Source organism: Streptomyces sp. NPDC050287, from assembly GCF_044459385.1.
GTDB lineage: Bacteria > Actinomycetota > Actinomycetes > Streptomycetales > Streptomycetaceae > Streptomyces.
Map to the genome: position 1 here is coordinate 423,061 of NZ_JBITIY010000002.1, position 19,226 is coordinate 442,286.

General features: G+C 70.8%; 16 protein-coding genes, 2 pseudogenes and 1 riboswitch. Of the genes and pseudogenes, 9 read left to right on the forward strand and 9 right to left on the reverse strand.

The annotated features are described in order from the left end of the window. Window positions 1-30 precede the first annotated feature (30 nt). Window positions 31-215: pseudogene (locus ACIBK3_RS07225) on the forward strand (glutathionylspermidine synthase family protein); the annotation flags it as partial. Window positions 216-227: 12 nt separating this feature from the next. Here ACIBK3_RS07225 and rocD read toward each other — a convergent pair. Then, window positions 228-1,436, reverse strand: a complete 1,209-nt coding sequence (gene rocD / locus ACIBK3_RS07230) for an ornithine--oxo-acid transaminase (protein WP_399362747.1) — start codon at window positions 1,434-1,436, stop codon at window positions 228-230. A gap of 94 nt (window positions 1,437-1,530) precedes the next feature. Beyond that, a riboswitch (ZMP/ZTP riboswitch) is annotated at window positions 1,531-1,620 on the forward strand. Between the two features lie 41 nt (window positions 1,621-1,661). Between rocD and ACIBK3_RS07235 the strand changes: the two genes are divergently transcribed. After that, on the forward strand, window positions 1,662-3,113 hold the full coding sequence (locus ACIBK3_RS07235) for a glycine hydroxymethyltransferase (RefSeq protein ID WP_030682581.1): 1,452 nt from the start codon (window positions 1,662-1,664) through the stop codon (window positions 3,111-3,113). Between the two features lie 37 nt (window positions 3,114-3,150). Here ACIBK3_RS07235 and ACIBK3_RS07240 read toward each other — a convergent pair whose 3' ends face one another. From ACIBK3_RS07240 to ACIBK3_RS07255, 4 genes are all read right to left on the reverse strand, one after another. Then, window positions 3,151-3,813 (reverse strand): hypothetical protein, encoded by a 663-nt coding sequence (locus ACIBK3_RS07240; RefSeq protein ID WP_399363951.1) that lies wholly within the window; start codon window positions 3,811-3,813, stop codon window positions 3,151-3,153. A gap of 129 nt (window positions 3,814-3,942) precedes the next feature. Then, entirely contained in the window at window positions 3,943-4,731 is a 789-nt protein-coding gene (locus ACIBK3_RS07245) for a hypothetical protein (RefSeq protein ID WP_399362749.1), read from the reverse strand. Between the two features lie 131 nt (window positions 4,732-4,862). After that, window positions 4,863-5,774: a hypothetical protein gene (locus ACIBK3_RS07250; RefSeq protein ID WP_399362751.1), complete on the reverse strand. Its 912-nt coding sequence runs from the start codon at window positions 5,772-5,774 to the stop codon at window positions 4,863-4,865. Continuing rightward, window positions 5,761-6,321, reverse strand: coding sequence for an RNA polymerase sigma factor (locus tag ACIBK3_RS07255; protein ID WP_399362753.1), 561 nt, complete (start codon window positions 6,319-6,321; stop codon window positions 5,761-5,763). Before ACIBK3_RS07255 ends, ACIBK3_RS07250 begins: the two co-directional genes overlap by 14 nt. Before the next feature lie 199 nt (window positions 6,322-6,520). Between ACIBK3_RS07255 and trpS the strand changes: the two genes are divergently transcribed. Continuing rightward, window positions 6,521-7,531 (forward strand): tryptophan--tRNA ligase, encoded by a 1,011-nt coding sequence (gene trpS, locus ACIBK3_RS07260; protein ID WP_399362755.1) that lies wholly within the window; start codon window positions 6,521-6,523, stop codon window positions 7,529-7,531. 152 nt (window positions 7,532-7,683) lie between these two features. Then, window positions 7,684-8,262, forward strand: a complete 579-nt coding sequence (locus ACIBK3_RS07265) for a 2'-5' RNA ligase family protein (RefSeq protein ID WP_399362757.1) — start codon at window positions 7,684-7,686, stop codon at window positions 8,260-8,262. 287 nt (window positions 8,263-8,549) lie between these two features. Here the strand turns inward: ACIBK3_RS07265 and ACIBK3_RS07270 are convergent, their stop codons facing one another. Next, window positions 8,550-9,224: a TetR/AcrR family transcriptional regulator gene (locus tag ACIBK3_RS07270; protein ID WP_399362759.1), complete on the reverse strand. Its 675-nt coding sequence runs from the start codon at window positions 9,222-9,224 to the stop codon at window positions 8,550-8,552. Between the two features lie 147 nt (window positions 9,225-9,371). On the opposite strand from ACIBK3_RS07270, the gene ACIBK3_RS07275 reads away from it, so the two are divergent. Both ACIBK3_RS07275 and ACIBK3_RS07280 read left to right on the forward strand, forming a co-directional pair. Beyond that, window positions 9,372-10,496, forward strand: coding sequence for an FAD-dependent oxidoreductase (locus ACIBK3_RS07275; protein ID WP_399362760.1), 1,125 nt, complete (start codon window positions 9,372-9,374; stop codon window positions 10,494-10,496). A gap of 179 nt (window positions 10,497-10,675) precedes the next feature. After that, a pseudogene (locus ACIBK3_RS07280) lies at window positions 10,676-11,522 on the forward strand (YihY/virulence factor BrkB family protein); the annotation flags it as partial. 231 nt (window positions 11,523-11,753) lie between these two features. Here ACIBK3_RS07280 and ACIBK3_RS07285 read toward each other — a convergent pair. Further along, the gene (locus ACIBK3_RS07285) at window positions 11,754-13,124 is read right to left on the reverse strand and encodes a D-alanyl-D-alanine carboxypeptidase (protein ID WP_399362762.1); all 1,371 of its coding nucleotides are present in this window, start codon (window positions 13,122-13,124) and stop codon (window positions 11,754-11,756) included. Window positions 13,125-13,215: 91 nt separating this feature from the next. Here ACIBK3_RS07285 and ACIBK3_RS07290 point away from each other — a divergent pair, with 91 nt between their 5' ends. The 3 genes from ACIBK3_RS07290 to ACIBK3_RS07300 all read left to right on the forward strand — a co-directional run bounded on the left by ACIBK3_RS07290 (window position 13,216) and on the right by ACIBK3_RS07300 (window position 16,817). Next, window positions 13,216-13,455 (forward strand): SCO4848 family membrane protein, encoded by a 240-nt coding sequence (locus tag ACIBK3_RS07290; RefSeq protein ID WP_030682606.1) that lies wholly within the window; start codon window positions 13,216-13,218, stop codon window positions 13,453-13,455. Between the two features lie 173 nt (window positions 13,456-13,628). After that, window positions 13,629-15,026 (forward strand): metallophosphoesterase, encoded by a 1,398-nt coding sequence (locus ACIBK3_RS07295; protein ID WP_399362764.1) that lies wholly within the window; start codon window positions 13,629-13,631, stop codon window positions 15,024-15,026. Window positions 15,027-15,260: 234 nt separating this feature from the next. Next, window positions 15,261-16,817: an ABC transporter substrate-binding protein gene (locus tag ACIBK3_RS07300; RefSeq protein ID WP_399362766.1), complete on the forward strand. Its 1,557-nt coding sequence runs from the start codon at window positions 15,261-15,263 to the stop codon at window positions 16,815-16,817. Between the two features lie 127 nt (window positions 16,818-16,944). On the opposite strand, the gene ACIBK3_RS07305 is transcribed toward ACIBK3_RS07300, so the two are convergent. Next, window positions 16,945-18,471, reverse strand: coding sequence for a sensor histidine kinase (locus tag ACIBK3_RS07305; protein ID WP_399362768.1), 1,527 nt, complete (start codon window positions 18,469-18,471; stop codon window positions 16,945-16,947). Continuing rightward, window positions 18,468-19,196, reverse strand: a complete 729-nt coding sequence (locus ACIBK3_RS07310) for a response regulator transcription factor (protein WP_399362770.1) — start codon at window positions 19,194-19,196, stop codon at window positions 18,468-18,470. The genes ACIBK3_RS07305 and ACIBK3_RS07310 overlap by 4 nt, the downstream gene beginning before the upstream one ends. Window positions 19,197-19,226 lie beyond the last annotated feature (30 nt).

The following is a 19,226-nucleotide window of genomic DNA, read 5'->3' on the forward strand; positions in this document are numbered from 1 at the left end:
CGGACACCGCACCGTCCGCCGCCGCCAGGGATCGAACCGGCCTGGAAGAGGCTCCTCAGCGACAAGGCCCTGCTCGCCGTCCTCTGGGAGCTGTATCCCGGCCATCCGAACCTCCTCCCCGCCCACCTCGACGGTCCACGGGAGCCGGCACGGACGACCGATTACGTCGCCGAGCCCTCCTGGGCCGCGAGGGCGCGGGGGTGACGGTCCGCCAGCCGAACACCTGCTCAAGCGGGTTCCAGTACTGCCCGAAGCTGTGCCAGCCCCCAGTCCAGGTCCTCCTTGGAGACGACCAGCGGCGGCGCGATCCGCAGCGTCGCCTCCTGCGTGTCCTTCACCAGCACACCCCGCTCCATCAGCCTTTCCGACACCTCCCTCCCCGTGCCGTACGCCGGTGCGATGTCGATGCCCGCCCACAGTCCGCGCCCCCGCACCGCCGTCAGCCGGCCCGTCCCGGCCAGGATCCTCAGCTCCCGCAGCAGATGCTCGCCGAGCTCCGCCGCCCGCGCCTGGTACTCGCCGGACCGCAGCATCGCGATCACCTCCAGCGCCACCGCACAGGCCAGCGGATTCCCGCCGAAGGTCGACCCGTGCTGCCCGGGCCGGAACACCCCGAGCACCTCGGCGCCCGCGACCACCGCCGACACCGGCACGATCCCGCCGCCCAGCGCCTTGCCCAGCACATACACGTCCGGCACCACCCCCTCGTGCTCGCAGGCGAACGTCCGCCCCGTCCGTCCCAGACCCGACTGGACCTCGTCCGCCACGAACAGCACGTTCCGCTCCCGCGTGAGCTCGCGCACCCCCGCCAGATAACCGGCCGGCGGCACCAGCACCCCCGCCTCCCCCTGGATCGGTTCCAGCAGCACGGCGACCGTGTTCTCGGTCACCGCCGCCCGCATCGCCGTCAGATCCCCGAACGGCACGATCTCGAAGCCCGGCGTGTACGGCCCGTAGTCCGCCCGCGCCTCCGGATCCGTGGAGAAACTGATGACGGTCGTCGTCCGCCCGTGGAAGTTGCCCCCGGCGACCACGATCTTCGCCATCTCCGCCGGCACGCCCTTGACCCGGTACCCCCACTTCCGGGCCGTCTTCACGGCCGTTTCCACCGCCTCCGCACCGGTGTTCATCGGCAGCACCATCTCCATGCCGCACAGCTCGGCCAGCTCGGAGCAGAACGCCGCGAACAGGTCGTGATGGAACGCCCGCGACGTCAGCGTCACCCGCTCCAACTGCGCCTTCGCCGCCTCGATCAGCCGCCGGTTTCCATGGCCGAAATTCAGCGCCGAGTATCCGGCCAGCAGGTCCAGATACCGCCGCCCCTCCACATCCGTCATCCACGCACCGTCGGCCGTGGCGACCACCACCGGCAGCGGATGGTAGGTGTGCGCGCTGTGCGCCTCCGCCGCGGCGATGAGTGCTTCCGTCGTGGTCACGGGACCTCCCGGAGTCAAGGGCTGCCCTCCTTTCCTATAGTCGCTCGCATGGTGGACGCGGGACCTTCGCCTTCCGACGCGCCCGGTAGGCTGGCCGACAGGCCGTGACTGGCGCGCTGGGATGGGACGGACCATCGGGGAGCGGCCTGCGAGTGACCAAGTGCCGTGCGCCTGGGCCGAACCGTGAACCGTGACCGCTTCAAGCCACGCAGCCCGGAGGCCGCCATGTCAGAGCAGCAGCCCCTCTCCAACGAGTCCACCGCCTTCCGTGCGGCCCTCGACGTGATCCGCGCCGTCGAGCCGCGCGTGGCCGACGCCATCGGCCAGGAGGTCGCCGACCAGCGCGAGATGCTCAAGCTGATCGCCTCCGAGAACTACGCCTCCCCGGCCACTCTCCTCGCGATGGGCAACTGGTTCAGCGACAAGTACGCCGAGGGCACCGTCGGCCGCCGCTTCTACGCCGGCTGCCGCAACGTCGACACCGTCGAGTCCCTCGCCGCCGAACACGCCCGCGAACTCTTCGGCGCCCGGCACGCCTACGTCCAGCCGCACTCCGGCATCGACGCCAACCTCGTCGCCTTCTGGTCCGTTCTCGCGGCCCGCGTCGAGGTGCCCGCCCTGGAGAAGGCCGGCGCCCGCCAGGTCAACGACCTCTCCGACGCCGACTGGGCCGAGCTCCGCCAGGCCTTCGGCAACCAGCGCATGCTCGGCATGTCCCTGGACGCCGGCGGTCACCTCACCCACGGCTTCCGCCCGAACATCTCCGGCAAGATGTTCGACCAGCGTTCCTACGGCACCGACCCCGCCACCGGCCTCATCGACTACGAGGCGCTGCGCGTGTCGGCCCGCGAGTTCAAGCCGCTGATCATCGTCGCCGGCTACTCCGCCTACCCCCGTCTCGTGAACTTCCGGATCATGCGCGAGATCGCCGACGAGGTCGGAGCGACCCTGATGGTCGACATGGCCCACTTCGCGGGCCTGGTCGCCGGCAAGGTTTTGACCGGCGACTTCGACCCGGTCCCGCACGCCCAGATCGTCACCACCACCACCCACAAGTCCCTGCGCGGCCCCCGCGGCGGCATGGTCCTGTGCGACGACTCCCTCAAGGACCAGGTCGACCGGGGCTGCCCGATGGTCCTGGGCGGCCCGCTCCCGCACGTCATGGCCGCCAAGGCCGTCGCCCTGGCCGAGGCCCGTCAGCCCTCCTTCCAGGACTACGCCCAGCGCATCGTCGACAACTCCCGCGCCCTCGCCGAGGGCCTGATGCGCCGCGGCGCCACCCTCGTCACCGGCGGCACGGACAACCACCTCAACCTGATCGACGTCGCCTCCTCCTACGGCCTCACCGGCCGGCAGGCCGAGGCCGCCCTGCTCGACTCGGGCATCGTCACCAACCGCAACGCCATCCCCGCCGACCCCAACGGCGCCTGGTACACCTCCGGCATCCGCATCGGCACCCCCGCCCTGACCACCCGTGGCCTGGGCACCGCCGAGATGGACGAGGTCGCCGGTCTCATCGACCGCGTCCTCACCACCACGGAGCCCGGCACCACCAGCAAGGGCGCCCCGTCCAAGGCCCAGCACGTCCTCGACCCGAAGATCGCCGACGAGATCTCCCACCGCGCCACCGACCTGGTCGCCGGGTTCCCCCTGTACCCGGAGATCGACCTCGGCTGACCCCCCGCAGTCAGGGACCGGCGCAGTCAGGGATCGGTCAGAGATCGATCAGCTCCTGGCGAGGCTCCTCCCGCGGCGGTCCGGCTCCCGGCCGGGCCGCCGCGCGGCGTATCAGCAGCGTGCCGCCGACCCCGGCCGCGAACCCCAGCGCGAGTCCCCACGCGTCCGACCAGAACCCACCGGCCGCCCACCCTCCATCCCCGCCGTCGGCTGTGTCTCCAACCGCCCCGTTCCCCTCCCCGCCCGGCAGCCCCGCCCGGCTCATCTCCTCGAAGACCGAGCGGGACGCCCGGTGCCAGCGGATGTCGTCGTCCGACACGTCCGGCGCCGGATCCGTACGCACCCAGGGTGTGCCGTCCCCGGCGACGAACAGCTGATCCTCCCGCACCATCGCCACATCCCCACCAGGCGCCGCATCGGTCTGCGGCCAGCCCCCGACACCGGTCAGCCCCCACATCACGGTCATCCGCACCGGCGGGTAACGTCCCTCGGCCCAGTCCTCCGGCACCCGCTGAGTCCCGGTGTATCTCGGCCGCAGCAGCGTCCAGATACGGTCGAACTCCGCCTCACCGGAGCGCACCGCCGTCGTCCGGCCCGTACCGCCCACGACCACCACCGCCACATCCGGGACCTCCCGGTCCGGCCCCCGCGCTGCCGCACCGGCCACCGGCACCCCGAACAGACCGACCACCAGCGCCATCGGCACAAGGACCGCGAGCCGCACCCCCACCCTTCTGCTCCGAGTCTTCGAAGTGTTCGGAGTGTTCGGAGTGTTCATCCGTCCCCCTTCACATGTCCCAAGTCCTCGCAGATCCGATGTCCCAAGTCCTCAGAGATCCCGCAGTTCCTGCCGAGGCCTCCGCTCCCGTCGTAGGCGGTCCCAGGGCAGCCGCAGGGCAAGCGGCCGCAGCGCCAGCGCCAGCACCGCTCCCGCCGCCGCGCCCGGCAGGGCCCACCACCAGTCGGTGTTGTCGGCCCCCTCCGCCACGCCGACCTGCAAGGTGGTGGTCGTCGTCTCCTCCGGCGGGGTGGTCTCGGCCGGCGTCTCCGACTGCCAGGGCGCGGGGAAGATGCCCTGGTAGCCCTCGCCCGATATCTCGCCCATCACGCCGAGATCGGTGAGCAGGGCGCGCAACTGGGAGGCGTGCTCGGCGCGGTGCCAGTAGCCGTTCGTGGAGTCGGGCATGCCGGCCGCCGTATGGATCCAGACGGTCGGGGGCCCGGAACCGTCGACAGGATCGACAGGATCGACAGGGAAGATCCGGTCCAGCCGCCACGGCGATATGTCGTGCGCCAGCCACGTGACGTTGATCTGACGGGCCCGGGTCAGACCGGCCTCGGGTGGCTTGTCCGGAGTACCACTGTTCGCCGGGCCGAGCAGCCGCTCCAGCTCTCCGTACTCCTTGTCGGAGTAGTACCGCGCGGTGGCCTCTCCGCTCGCCGGCGAAGTCACCAGCACGCTCGTCGGCCCACCGGCCGCAGCGCCGGACGCACCCCACATCATCAGCGCGAGCGTGAACGCCAACGCCGCTATCACCGCAGCCAGTTCACGGCTCAGACCCCCGCCGCTGCTGCCGCTCCTGTCCCTGGCCCTGCTCCCGCCCTTCCCAGCGCGCATACCGTCCCCCAGTCCGTGAGTCCGTGAGTCCATCGCTCCCGTGCGACCCGTCCTCGAGCCGCTTGTCACTTCTGGTACACCGCTCGACCCGCCGGGGTTCCCACCCGCACGCCCCTTTTCCGACCGAAGGCTCACGGACCCACGGACCCAGGACCCACGGACCTCGCGATCTTCACCGCCCGCCCCTTCGACGCCACCCCCTCCAGCCGGAGCGTCACGCTCTCGTCGCCGGCTGTGCGATGGCTCCACAGCAACGTCGGCCCCGCCGTCCGCTCCTCACGCGTATAGCGGTGCCCGTCCGCCCCCACCAGCCAGAAGCTCAGCACGTGCGGACGGGGGAACCACAGGGCCGGATCCGCTATGCCGGCCTCCGAGGGCCGGGCAGCCAGTTCCACCCACTCCGGCTGCTCCCGCACGGTCTTCGTGAACAGGAGGTCCAGACGCGCCGCGAACTCGTCCAGCCGGATCACCCGCCCCCGCTCGCGCCAGCACAGGCTCACCACGAACCGCCCGTGCGGCCCGTCGGCCACCGTCACCGTGTCCGGCGTACCCAGCGCAGGCGGCACCACCGGCTCGAACCCGGCCTTGCGCTCAGCCTGCGCAAGCGACAGCGAGCGCCCGCAGCCGGGCACCTCGGCCCCGGACGAGGGCATCGCCGACGGGTCGTACCGCACCTCTACGCCGCCGAAGTCGAACCAGTCGAGGACCGCGGCCCGCACCGGAGGAGTGAGCGCGAGCACCGCCAGCAGCCCGCACAGCGTCGCCGTCAGCGAACGCCACCGCGTCCGTGTCCACCGCCGGGCCACCCGCAACCGCTCACGGGCCCCCGCCCTCGGCTCTGCCACCGGCAGCGGCCCCGGAGCCCGCTCGGCGAGTATCTGCTCCAGCACCCGCTCCACCATCGACTCGGACCCGCCGCCCCCGGGCGGATCCAACGAACGCCCCAGCGCCCGCAACTCCTCCGGCAGCGAGGTGCCGTACGCATCACGCTCCCGCGCCGGATCCCGCTCCCGCCCGCGCTCCCCGTCCTCACTCACCCTCATCACCCCCACCCCGAGGCTGAAAATCCGGCAACAGCCGGCCCAGCTTGCGCAGTGCTCGGTTGAGCCGGGACTTCACCGTGCCTCGGGGCCAGCCCAGGGCCTGGGCGGTCTCGGGTTCGTCCATCTCCAGGAGATAGCGGTAGGTGACGACCAGGCGGTGTTCCTCGCTCAGCTGGTCCAGGGCGGCCAGCAGGGCCGCGCGGCGTTCCGTCTCCAGCGTGGCCGCCGCGGGATCCGCTGATTCCGGTATCAGCGGTTCCGCCTGCGCGAACGCCGCCTCGCGGCCGGCGAGAGTGCGCTGGCGCGCCGCCGTCCGCACTGTGTTCCTCGTCTCATTGGCCACGATCGACAGCAGCCACGGCTTGAACGACGCGCCGTCCCGGAACCGGCCCAGCGCGCAGTACGCCTTGACGAAGGCCTGCTGCACCACGTCCTCTGCCTCCGCACCCGCCCCCAGCGCGGCGGCCGCCCTGATGGCGATGCCCGTATGGGCCCGCACCAGCTCCGCGAACGCCTCCGGCTCTCCGGCGCGTACGCGTGCGATCACCGCGGCCTCATCGACGATGCGGCCCCCCTCCCGCGTCCTCACCTTCTTGGTACACCGCCCGAGCCGGATCGGTTCCCACCCGTGTCCGGTCTGTTTCCGGCCAGTTCCGAACCGCCTTCCGAGACCTGAGAGAATGGTGAGCATGGCCTCTGATCGCCCACCCGTCGCCCACCACCGCCCTCAGGGGGATGGCTCCGCCATGCAGCGTCGTCCGCGTGTGCTCTCCGGAATCCAGCCCACCGCAGGCTCGTTCCACCTCGGTAACTACCTCGGTGCCGTCCGCCAGTGGGTGGCCCTGCAGGAGTCCCACGACGCCTTCTACATGGTCGTCGACCTGCACGCGATCACGCTTCCGCAGGACCCCGCCGACCTGCGCGCCAACACCCGCCTGGCCGCCGCCCAGCTTCTCGCGGCCGGTCTCGAGCCGGAGCGCTGCACGCTCTTCGTCCAGAGCCACGTCCCCGAGCACGCCCAGCTGGCCTGGGTCATGAACTGCCTCACCGGCTTCGGCGAGGCGTCCCGCATGACCCAGTTCAAGGACAAGGCCGCCAGGCAGGGCGCCGACCGCGCCTCCGTCGGCCTGTTCACGTACCCGATCCTCCAGGTCGCGGACATCCTGCTGTACCAGGCCCATGAGGTCCCGGTCGGTGAGGACCAGCGCCAGCACGTCGAGCTGACCCGCGATCTCGCCGAGCGCTTCAACGGCCGCTTCGGCGAGACCTTCACGGTCCCGAAGCCGTACATCCTCAGGGAGACGGCGAAGATCTACGACCTCCAGGACCCGTCGATCAAGATGAGCAAGTCGGCGTCCACGCCGAAGGGCCTCATCAACCTCCTCGACGAGCCGAAGACGACCGCGAAGAAGGTCAGGAGCGCGGTGACCGACACGGACACCGTGGTCCGCTACGACGCGGAGAACAAGCCGGGCGTGAGCAATCTGCTCACGATCTACTCGACGCTCACCGGTGCGGGTATCACCGAACTGGAGGAGAAGTACGCGGGCAAGGGCTACGGTGCGCTCAAGACGGACCTCGCCGAGGTCATGGTCGAGTTCGTGACTCCGTTCCGGGAGCGTACCCAGCAGTACCTGGACGACCCGGAGACGCTCGACTCCATCCTGGCCAAGGGCGCGGAGAAGGCGCGTGCCGTCGCCGCGGAGACGTTGTCGCAGGCCTACGACCGGGTCGGGTTCCTGCCCGCCAAGCACTGACGGCCCGGCGCACACGCGCACCACTGGGCGGAGCGCTGCACATCACTACGACTGCGCCTGCCCAGAGCACAGCCGTGGACGTACAGTCGATAGCCGGACGGCTGACAACAAAACCGACACCGGACCAAGCGACACGACGACAGGGAGATGACGTGGGGACCGTAACGATCGGTGTGTCGATCGCGGTCCCGGAGCCTTACGGCAGCCTGCTCCAGGAGCGGCGCGCGGGCTTCGGCGACGCCGCGGCTCACGGCATCCCCACCCATGTCACCCTGCTGCCGCCGACCGAGGTGGAGGCGGCGCTGCTGCCGGCGATCGAGGCCCACCTCGGCGAGGTCGCGGCGGCCGGGCGCCCCTTCCCGATGCGGCTGTCCGGTACGGGCACGTTCCGGCCCCTGTCGCCCGTCGTGTACGTCCAGGTCGTCGAGGGCGCCGAGGCCTGCACCTGGCTGCAGAAGCAGGTCCGGGACGCCTCCGGCCCGGTGGCACGCGAACTGCAGTTCCCGTACCACCCCCACGTCACGGTCGCCCACGGCATCGACGACGAGGCCATGGACCGCGCCTTCGAGGAACTCTCCGACTACGAGGCCCAGTGGCCCTGCACCGGCTTCGCACTCTACGAACAGGGCCCCGACGGCGTGTGGCGCAAGCTGCGTGAGTTCACCTTCGGGGGACCGGTGGTGCCCCCGCAGGCGGGACGCGTCGAGCGCGGCACCATCCGAAGCCGTTGACCGATGGCCGCTCCCGCCCTAGTCCTTTGAGAGACCCCTGGCAGAAGCCGTAGTTCCCAGATGGGCAGCTGCCGGCTACCCAGGATGGGCAGCTGCCGGCTACCCAGATGGGCAGCCGTCGGAACAGCCCCCGCGGCGCATGCCGCAAAGCCGCAATCACGGCCCTTCAACGGCGCGGCCCGCAGCGCCCCCGGCACCCACACCGTCTCCGAGCGCCGTCGCAGCCCCGGTTCGATGAGACATCCGCAAGGTCAATTCCCTCCCGGGGATGGGTGATTGATGGGATGTCACCCAATATGGGCGGTGATTCCGCTGAGGATGAGGTCGATGCCGGCGACGAACTCCGCTCGGTCGTCGTGATCGCGCAGTTGCCCGGCGACGCTTCGGGTGAACGCGTACTCGTCGGGATCGAGGTTCGCCCAGGAGGCCGAGACGGTGTCGAGGAACTCGGTCCGGTTCATGTCCGGCCGGGATCCGCGGGCGTTGGCCGCGTTCTGTCCGCCCACTCCGAGGATGTAGTTCAGCAGCGCGGACGCGGCGGTGAACTGGGCGGCGTGGGGCACTCCGAGCGCCTGGACCTGGCGTCCGATGCCTTCGAAGACCCGCAGCAGCGGTGACTGCGCGGGGGCACGGGCGAGTTGCGTGCCGATCCACGGGTGGGCGTCGATCGCGTCGAACACGCCGAGGGCGAGGGCGCGGATAGTCTCCCGCGGTTTCGTGCCGACGGTGTCCGGGGTCAGGGCGCGGGCGACGACGGCGTCGGTGGCGGCGGTGAGGAGTTCATCCTTGCCCGTGACGTGCCAGTAGATCGCGCCGGGCCCGGTGGTGAGGCGATCGGCCAGCGCGCGGAACGTGAGTCCGCCCTCGCCCGCCGTGTCGAGAAGTTCGATCGCGGCCTCGACGATGCGCTCCCGGGAGAGCGGTTCCTCTCGTCGCTCTGGACGACGCGTCCTGGTGGCCATGCGTCACATCCTGACACATGCCTGGAACGCCGTTCCATCTTGACAACTCTGGAACAGCGTTCCAGTGTGGGGTACCGCTGGAACAGCGTTCCAGAGCTGCCCTGCCGGATCTCCGTCCGGCAGGCCCGCGACACCCAAGGGAACCCCATGACCACTGACGTCACGATCATCGGCGCCGGCCTCGGCGGACTCACGCTCGCCCGCGTCCTGCACGTCCACGGCATTCAAGCGACCGTCTACGAGGCGGAGCCCTCGTCGACGGCGCGCGCGCAGGGCGGGATGCTCGACATCCACGACCACAACGGCCAGCCGGCTCTTCAGGAGGCAGGACTGATCGACGAGTTCCGTGGCCTCATCCTGGAGGGCCGTGAAGCGACACGGGTCCTCGACCGGGACGGGACCGTTCTGTTCGACGAACCCGACGACGGCACGGGTGGACGCCCCGAGGTCCAGCGCGGCGAGCTGCGGCAACTCCTGCTCGACTCACTCCCCGTCGGTACCGTCCGGTGGGGCCGCAAGGTCAGCGGTGTCCGGACCCTCGGCGACAGCCGCCACGAGGTGACCTTCGCCGACGGCACCACCGTCGCCACGAGCCTGCTGGTCGGCGCGGACGGCGCATGGTCACGGGTCCGGCCGCTGCTCTCCGATGCCACACCCGAGTACGTCGGCAGGTCGCTCATCGAGACCTATCTCTTCGACGCCGACACCCGGCACCCGGCGAGCGCCAAAACGGTCGGCGGCGGGGCGATGTCCGCGCTCGCCCCGGGGAAGGGGATCATGGCCCACCGGGAGAGCGGCGGGACCCTCCACATCTACGTGGCGCTCTCCAGGCCGCAGGACTGGTTCGCCGGTATCGACTTCACCGACTCGGCCACGGCCACCGCGCGGATCGTGCGGGAGTTCGACGGCTGGGCACCGGAACTCACCGCACTGGTCACCGACGGTGAGACCGCACCGGTGCTGCGCACCCTCAACGCTCTGCCGCCCGGACACCGGTGGGAGCGGGTGCCGGGGGTGACCCTGCTCGGTGACGCCGCCCACCTCACGCCCCCGTCCGGCGAAGGCGCCAACCTCGCCATGTACGACGGCGCCGAACTCGGCAAGGCCATCGCCGCGCACCCGGATGACGCCGAGGCCGCGCTCACCGCATACGAGCAGGCACTGTTCCCCCGCAGCGCCGAGGCCGCCACCGAAGCCGCCCGCGTCCAGGAGCTCTGCTTCGGCGACGACGCGCCCCACAGCCTGGTCGACATGTTCACCGGACACGCGTAGCCGCCACACCGCCGGGAACCTCTCCCTTGCGCCTGTCCTGGGTTCCGGGGCACCAGAGCGTCGGCCGACCAGGACACGGCCGACCAGGACACGGCCGACCAGGACACGCCGACGAGGAAATCGGCCGCCTCATGGCTGACCAAGACATCGGTGGTCCGCAACGAGGGCAGAGTCGGATCATGGACTGGCTGAAGAGACTCCCCGTCGCAGGGCCGCTGCTGGCGCGCCTGATGGCCACGCACGCGTGGCGGTCGTACGACCGACTGGACCGGGTGAAGTGGACTCGGCTGGCCGCCGCGATGACGTTCACCAGCTTCGTGGCACTGTTCCCGCTGCTCACCGTGGCCGCCACGATCGCCGCCGCCACGCTCAGCCGCAAGCAGCAGAGCACGCTGGAGGACAAGATCGCCGAGCAGGTACCCGGCATCTCCGACCAGCTCGACATCGGCGGCCTGATCCAGAACGCCGGCACCATCGGACTCATCGCGGGCGCAGCCCTGCTGTTCACCGGGATCGGCTGGGCCGGTTCGATGCGCGAGTGTCTGCGGGCCGTGTGGGAACTGCCCGACGAGGAGGAGAACCCGGTCCTGCGCAAGGCCAAGGACCTGGGCATCCTCGTCGGGCTCGGCGGCGCCGTGCTCATCACGCTCGCCACGTCCACCGTGTCCTCCGCCATGATCGGCTGGATCATCGACCGACTCGGCATCGACGAGGCCGGCTGGGGCAGCGTGCTGCTGCGGATCGTCGCGTTCGGGGTCGCCGTACTCGCGGACTTCCTGCTGCTCCTGTACGTCCTCACACTGCTGCCCGGAGTCGAGCCGGGGCGCCGCCGGCTGGTCGTGGCCGCCCTGACCGGCGCGGTCGGCTTCGAGCTGCTGAAGCTGCTGCTGAGCGGCTATCTGCAGAGCGTGGCCGGAAAGAGCATGTACGGCGCGTTCGGCGTGCCCGTGGCCCTGCTGCTGTGGATCAACTTCACCTCGAAGCTGGTCCTGTTCTGCGCCGCGTGGACGGCGACGCAAAGCCGGAGCGAGGCCGTCGAGACGGAAGAGGTCGCAGAGGTCCCCGAGGTCGCCGAGGTCGCCGAGACCGATGAGACCGGCGACACCGCCGAGGTCGCCGAGGTCGCCGAGACCGACGACACCGCCGAGGTCGCCGAGACCGATGAGGTCCAAGAAACCCACGCGGGTGCCGAGGCCGACGAAACCCACGAGGGGTCCGCGGAAGAGCAGAGGGAGAAGGGGGCCAGGGGCACCGGTCTCAGGTACGGGTCCGGCGACGCACCAGGTCCGGCACCGGCCAGCGGCGGTTGACCAGGAACCCGGCCCCCGCGAGCAGCACCAGCAGCCCGCCGGTGATCGCCAGCGCGATCCCCATACCGCCGGAGCCGCCCCCGGCCGTGGCACTGGCCACCGGCTTCGACGAGTGGTCGGCCTCCATACCCCCGGTGTCCGCGCCCCCGGCCTGCCCGGAGGTGCTCGACCCCGGCTGGGCGCTCGACTGCACGGCACTCTTCGGCGGCACCAGCTCACCGACCGGCTGCACCTTGCCGGCCGCCTTGAAGCCCCAGTCGAAGAGCTTCGCGGTCTCCTTGTAGACCTCGTTGCTCTCGTCCTTCTCCGGCCTCATGACCGTGACCAGCAGCACCTTGCCGCCCCGCTCGGCGACGCCCGTGAAGGTGGCGCCCGCGTTGGTGGTGTTGCCGTTCTTGACGCCCGCGATGCCCTGGTAGACGGGGACGTCCGAGTCGCCGGTCAGCAGCCGGTTGGTGTTCTGGATCTCGAAGGACTCGCGGGTCGTTTTCCCCTTCTTGCCCTTGGTCGTCTTGCCGGGGAACTTCGCCCTGACCGTCGAGCAGTACTCGCGGAAGTCCTTCTTCTGCAGCCCGGAGCGGGCGAACAGCGTCAGGTCGTATGCGGAGGAGACCTGGCCGGGAGCGTCGTAGCCGTCGGGGCTGACCACGTACGTGTCGAGGGCCTGGAGTTCCTCGGCGTGCTCGTCCATGTCCTTGACGGTCTTCTTGATGCCACCGTTCATCTGCGACAGCACGTGCACGGCATCGTTGCCGGAGCGCAGGAAGACGCCGAGCCACAGGTCGTGGACCGAATAGGTCTCGTCCTCCTTTATCCCGACCATGCTGGAGCCCGCGCCCATGCCGGCCAGATCGGAGGGGACGACCTTGTGCTTCTCGGACTTGGGGAACTTCGGCAGGACGGTGTCCGCGAACAGCATCTTCAGGGTGCTCGCCGGGGGCAGCCGCCAGTGCGCGTTGTGCGCGGCCAGCACCTCACCGGACTCCGCGTCCGAGACGATCCAGGAACGCGCCGTCACGTCCTTCGGCAGGACCGGAACCCCGCTCGCCAGATTCACCTGGGTACCGGCCTGCCCGAGTCGTTCGCCGCCGACGGACGACATGGTCGCCGGGGGAGTGACCGACGGGCTCGCCGAGGGCTTTCCGGACGCGCTCGCCGGCGGCTTTCCCGACCGGGTCGCCGACGGGGTTCCGGACGCCTTGTCCGTGGGTGACGGGCCGGGCGCGGCTCCGGAGACAGGCGCGGTCAGCGCGAGGGACGACAGGACAGCGGTGGTGACCAGCAGGGATCGCCTGACGGTCTTCTTCGGTGCGGACACGCTGAGGAACGTACATGCCACCTGGCGTGAAGTCCCACTCTCCTTCCCACCCCGGGCAAGGAACCGGACACCGGGCGGAGATACTGGGCGTATGAAGCTCAGCCGCCCCGTCTCCTGGTTCCTGCTCGCCTTCGGGGTGTGGAGCTGGGTCATCTGGGTCACTTTCGTCAAAAACCTGATCAAGGACAGCAGTGGGCTCGCGTTCGACGACGGTCACCCGACGGCGTACTTCTGGGTGCACCTGACGCTCGCCGTCGTCTCCTTCGTATTGGGGACGGTCGTCGGGGGCATCGGGTTGCGCGGAGTGCGCGCATTGCGCCGTACGTCATAGCCGGGCGCCACAACAGGGCGTCCAGGCCGGACGTCGTTACCGGGCGTCTTGGCCAGACGTCATAACCGGCCGACAAGACCTGCCGATCGCACCGCCGACCGGCGCTACCGTCCACAGGCCTCACCGATCACTACGACACAGGCCTCACCGCTCACTACGGGGGACACGGCACCGTGGTCATACTCTTCGTCCTGCTCGCCCTGGCCGTTCTGGCCGTCCTGGTGGCGGCCAACTGGTACGTCTGGCGGCGCCTGTTCCGCGACACGACCCGCGGCCCCGGCCTCGCACGGCGCGCTGGAGCGGTGCTGATCGCCGGGGGATGGGCGCTCGCGATCGGGGCGGTCGTGTCCGAACGCGCCGGCGCCCCCTTCTGGCTCCAGCAGGTGCTCGCCTGGCCGGGCTTCCTGTGGATGGCCCTGTCGATCTACCTGCTGCTGGCCGTGGTCGCGGGTGAGGTCGTACGGCCGCTGCTGCGACGCCTCCTCGAACGGCGGGCGCGCGCGGGGACGGCCGTACGAGAGCCGGAGCCGGCGCCGGCGGGGCGGGAGTCGGCAGGGGTGCCGCCGAAGGCCGCCCAGGCGCCGGAGCGCGTCCTTTCGGCGGGCGGCCAGCCGGCGGCGGAGGTCGCCGGGACGGCCGCGCCCGGCACGGAACCGCAAGCGGACCCGGCCGTCCCGGTGGACCCGCCGGGCCCTGCCGCCCCGCACCCGCCCTCCGCTCTCACCCCTGCACCCACCGCCTCCACCCCCTCCCGCCGCCTCTTCGTGTCCCGTGTGCTCGGTGGTGCCGCAGCCGTGGCCGCTGTCGGCACGGTCGGCTACGGCACGTACGGCGTCCTGAACGGCCCCACCGTCAAGCGGGTCACCGTGCCGCTGGCCAAGCTCCCGCGGGCGGGGCACGGTTACCGGATCGCGGTGGTCAGCGACATTCACCTGGGCCCGGTCCTGGGCCGGGGTTTCGCGCAGAAGGTCGTCGACACGATCAACTCCACGCAGCCCGACCTGATCGCGGTCGTCGGTGACCTGGTCGACGGCAGTGTGAAGGACCTGGGTCCGGCGGCCGCACCCCTGGCCCAGCTCAGGGCCCGGCACGGCGCGTACTTCGTCACCGGCAACCACGAGTACTTCTCCGGCGCCGAGCAGTGGGTCGAAGAGGTACGACGGCTGGGCATCCGCCCGCTGGAGAACGCCCGAACCGAACTGGCCCACTTCGATCTCGCGGGCGTCAACGACGTGGCGGGGGAGAGCGAGGGCCAGGGACCGGACTTCGCCAAGGCGCTCGGCGACCGCGACACGACCCGCACGTGCGTGCTGCTGGCCCATCAGCCGGTGCAGATCCACGACGCCGTCGACCACGGCGTCGACCTCCAGCTCTCCGGCCACACCCACGGCGGCCAGCTCTGGCCCGGCAGCTTCGTCGCGGCCGCCGCGAACCCCACCGTCGCGGGCCTGGAACGGTACGGCGACACCCAGCTGTATGTCAGCCGGGGCGCCGGAGCCTGGGGCCCGCCGACCCGGGTGGGCGCCGAGTCGGACATCACGGTGATCGAACTGGCGTCACGGCAGGCCTGAGGGCGTCCCGCGAGGCCGAAGGGCCCGGGATGTGAGAGAGGGCGGCGGAAGAGCTGTGAGCTCCCTGTGAAACTCGGGCGAAACCCGCTTGCGTAAGTTCTTGCTCAACTCGAACAAAATCCTCTTCCCCCAGCTGAAACAGCTGTGATTAGGTGACCCGCGCCCACCAGGGCGTGGCATGTGCGCGGTGGACCCGGGGCGGGCCCGCGAAGGGGCTTGGGAGGGCAAACGCCGATGCGGTCGGTTCGCGTGCGGGTTCTTGCGACGCTGCTGGTACTGGCGGGTGTCGCCGTGGGCGGCTGGCAGTTGCTGCCGGACCAGGGCGGCGACGGCCGGACCATCACGGTCGGCACGACGGACGCCGTCACGTCACTGGACCCGGCCGGCGCCTACGACGCCGGCTCGTGGGCTCTGTTCAGCAACGTCTTCCAGTCGCTGCTGACCTTCGAGCCGGGCGGGGTCTCGCCCGTGCCGGACGCCGCCGACCACTGCTCCTTCACCGGCAGCGACCTGCGCACCTACCGCTGCGAACTGCGTGAGGGACTCACCTTCGCCGGTGGCCGTGAGGTCACCGCCGAGGACGTGAAGTACTCGTTCGACCGGGTCAAGAAGATCAACTCGCCGGTCGGCCCGGCCTCGCTGCTGGACACCCTCAAAACCGTGAGCGCGAGCGACCGGACCGTCACCTTCCATCTGTCCTCGCCGGACGCCACCTTCCCGTTCAAGGTGGCCACCGGCGCCGGCTCGATCGTCGACCGCAGCAAATACCCGGCGGACGGCCTGCGCACCGGCCCGAGTGTCGACGGCACCGGACCGTACGAGCTGGTGTCGTATACGAAGGGCAAGGCGGCGGTCCTCGCGCCCAACGGCCGCTACCGGGGCGTCCTCAAGGACACCGGACGGCCGGTCGAACTGCGCTACTACGCCGACGGCGAGAAGCTCGACGCCGCCTGGAAGGCGAGGCGGGTCGACGTCGCCACCAGGACACTGCCGCCGAAGGTCCTTGCCGGGCTGAACGCCAGCGACCCCGGCCAGCGGGTGTCCGAGGTCAACAGCTCCGAGACCCGCAACCTCTATCTCGACACCCGCGCGAGCTCCCCGCTGCACAACCCCCGGGTCCGGCAGGCCATGGCCTGGCTGATCGACCGCGAACGGCTGGCCGCCACGGTGTACGACGGCACCGTGGACCCCCTCTTCTCGCTGATCCCGGCCGGTATCACCGGGCACACCACGTCGTTCTTCGACCGCTACCCCAGGCAGGACGCCAAGAAGGCCCGGCAACTGCTCACCCAGGCCGGCGTGAGCCTGCCCGTCCGCTTCACCTACGGCTACGGCGCCGGCCGCGGCGCCGCCGCCGACGAGGCCGCGGAGATCAAGCGGGAGCTGGAGGCGAGCGGCCTGTTCAAGGTGACCGTCAAGGCTTACGAGTGGACCGACTTCCAGAAGCGCTGGGCGACCGGCAAGCTCGACGCCTACGCGGTCGGCTGGGTCGCCGACTATCCCGACCCGGACACCTTCGGCTCCCCGCTCGTCGGCACCGGCGCCTCGATGAACACCGGCTACAGCAGCAAGACCGTCGACCGGCTGATCCAGGCCAGCCAGAAGTACGCCGACCGCAGTGAGGCGGCCGACGACTTCCGCCAGGTGCAGCAGGCTGTCGCGGCGGACGTGCCGGTCATCCCGCTGTGGCAGGCCAAGGAGTACGTCGTCACCAGCGAGGACGTCGGCGGCGGCCAGTACCTGTCCGACGGCACCGGAGTCTTCCGCCTCTGGCGCCTCGACTGGATCTGACGCGATCTCACGGCAGGGAAGTCCGCCCGGGTGACACGGGGCGCGCCCTCACACGCCACCAGGTGGCGAAGACGTGTGCGGGTGAGGCAGGCGTGTTGGGACGCGCGCCGTTACCCCACTCGCGGCGTCACCTGCTGCCTTCGCCCGCAGCCTCACTCCCCGCCACCCCCACCGCCGTCCCCTCACCTCCCGCCGGCAGCGTCACCGTCACCGCCAGCCCCTCGCCCGGTGCCGTGCGCACCGTCACCTTTCCCTTGTGGGCCCGCACCACCCCCTGCACGATCGCCAGGCCGAGCCCGCTGCCCGCGCCACCGCCGGCGCGGAAGAAGCGGTCGAAGACCCGGGCGGCGTCCTCCGGGTCCAGCCCCGGCCCCTTGTCGGCCACGCGCAGCCGTACGACGCCGTAGGAGCGCTCCACGCCGAGCCGTACCGGGACGTCCTCGGGGGTGTGGGTGCGGACGTTGGCCACCAGGTTGCCGAGCACCTGTCGCAGCCCGGACTCGTCGGCGCGTACCAGCAGCGCACCGTCGGCGTCGACGGTGATGGGACGCCCCGGCTGCTGCACCCGCAGGTCCTCGGCAGCTTCCCGGACCAGGCGGCTCACGTCCACGTTCCGGAAGCGGAGTTCGGGCTGCTGGTCGAGCCGGGCGAGGGTGAGCAGTTCGTCGACGAGCCGCCCCATGCGGTCCGCCTCCGCCATCACCCGCCCCCACGCCCGCTGCCGGTCCTCGGGGTCGGACAGCATCCCGCGGTCGTACAGCTGGAGGTAGCCGCGTATCGCCGCCAGTGGGGTGCGCAGCTCGTGCGAGGCGTCGGCGACGAAGCGGCGCAGCTGGGCCGTGCTGCGTTCGCGGGTGCGGTACGCCGACTCCACCTGGTGGAGCATGGAGTTGAGGGCGAGCCGCAGCTGTTCGACCTCAAGGGTGGCCTCCCGACTGGAGGGGACGCGCCGGGTCAGATCACCCTCGGCGATCGCCGACGAAGTCTCCACCATGTCCTCCAGCGGCCGCATCCGACGGCTGACGCTCATCATCGTCAGCGCGGCGAGCAGCGCCAGCAGCAGTGTGCCGATGGCGAGGTCGAACTTGAGGGCTTTGGAGACGCCCTGGTGCAGGGCGGCGGTCGAGCTGGCGAGCAGGATCCGGGTGCCGTCACCGAGCCGGGCCGCGGTCACGCGGTAGGGGGAGCCGTGCACGGTGACGTCGTGCGGTTCGGGGTCCTTGATCAGGCCGCCCGGGTCGCGGACGGCGTGCGCGAGGTCGCGCTGGGCGTCGGTCGGCTTGAAACCGAGGATGTCCACGGGTTCGCCCCGGCTGTCGAGGGCGGTGAAGATCGAGTCGGGTGTCGGCTGCTCGTCCGAGCTCTTCGGGGCGAGTCGGCCGCGGACGAAGCTCAGCGCGCTCAGCGAGTCGAACTGCCGCAGGGTGAGCTGCGAACCGCCCAGTGAGTCACGGGTCTTGGTGAGCTCGGTGTCGACCTGGTCCAGCAGGTAGTACCGCATCCCCATCAGGCTCACGGCCGTCGCCGCGGCGATCCCCAGGGCGAGCAGCGCCACGTTGGCCAGCGTCAGCTTGCCGCGCAGCGAGTGGATGCCCCGCTCGCAGCGCAGCCGTCCCCGCAGGCGCGCCGGCCACCGCTGTCCCCGGAGCTTCATGTCAGCCCGTATCCCACGCCCCGCCGGGTGGTGATCACCGGCGGTCCGAGCGCGTCCAGCTTGCGACGCAGATAGCTGATGTACGTCTCGACGACGGTCGACTCGGGCGGCGTGTGCTCGTACTGCCAGACATGGCGCAGGAGCTGCTCCTTGGGCACGATCCGGCCGCCGTTGCGCACAAGGAACCGCAGCAGCGCGTACTCGGTGGGGGTCAGTTCGACCGAGCGGCCCGCGCGGTGCACCGAGTACGTCGTCTCGTCCAGCTCCAGTTCGCCGTAGCGCAGGGGCGGGCGCTGCGGGAGGACGTCGGCCGGGCGGGTGCGGCGCAGCACCGCCGTGATCCTGGCGATGACCTCGTCGATGTTGAACGGCTTGGTGATGTAGTCGTCGCCGAAGCCGAGCGCGCCGACGATCTCGGCGGGCGAGTCGCGCGCGGTGAGGAAGACGACCGCCAGGCCGGGCTGGAGCTCGCGCAGTTGACGGCCCAGTGCGCGGCCGTCGCCGTCCGGGAGCATGACGTCGAGCAGCGCGCAGTCGATGGGGGTCGTGCCCCCGTGTGAGCCTGTCCGAGCGTGGGGGAGGGTGCGCTCGGCGAGCGTGAGCGCCTCGCGGACCGTGCCCGCCGTCATCACCTCGAACCGGTGGTAGCGCAGCGCGATGGCGAGGACGTCCGCGATACTCTCCTCGTCCTCCACGACCAGCACGGTGCCTGAACCCGTCGTCATGCCCCCAGTATCGGCGGGCCCACTGACAAC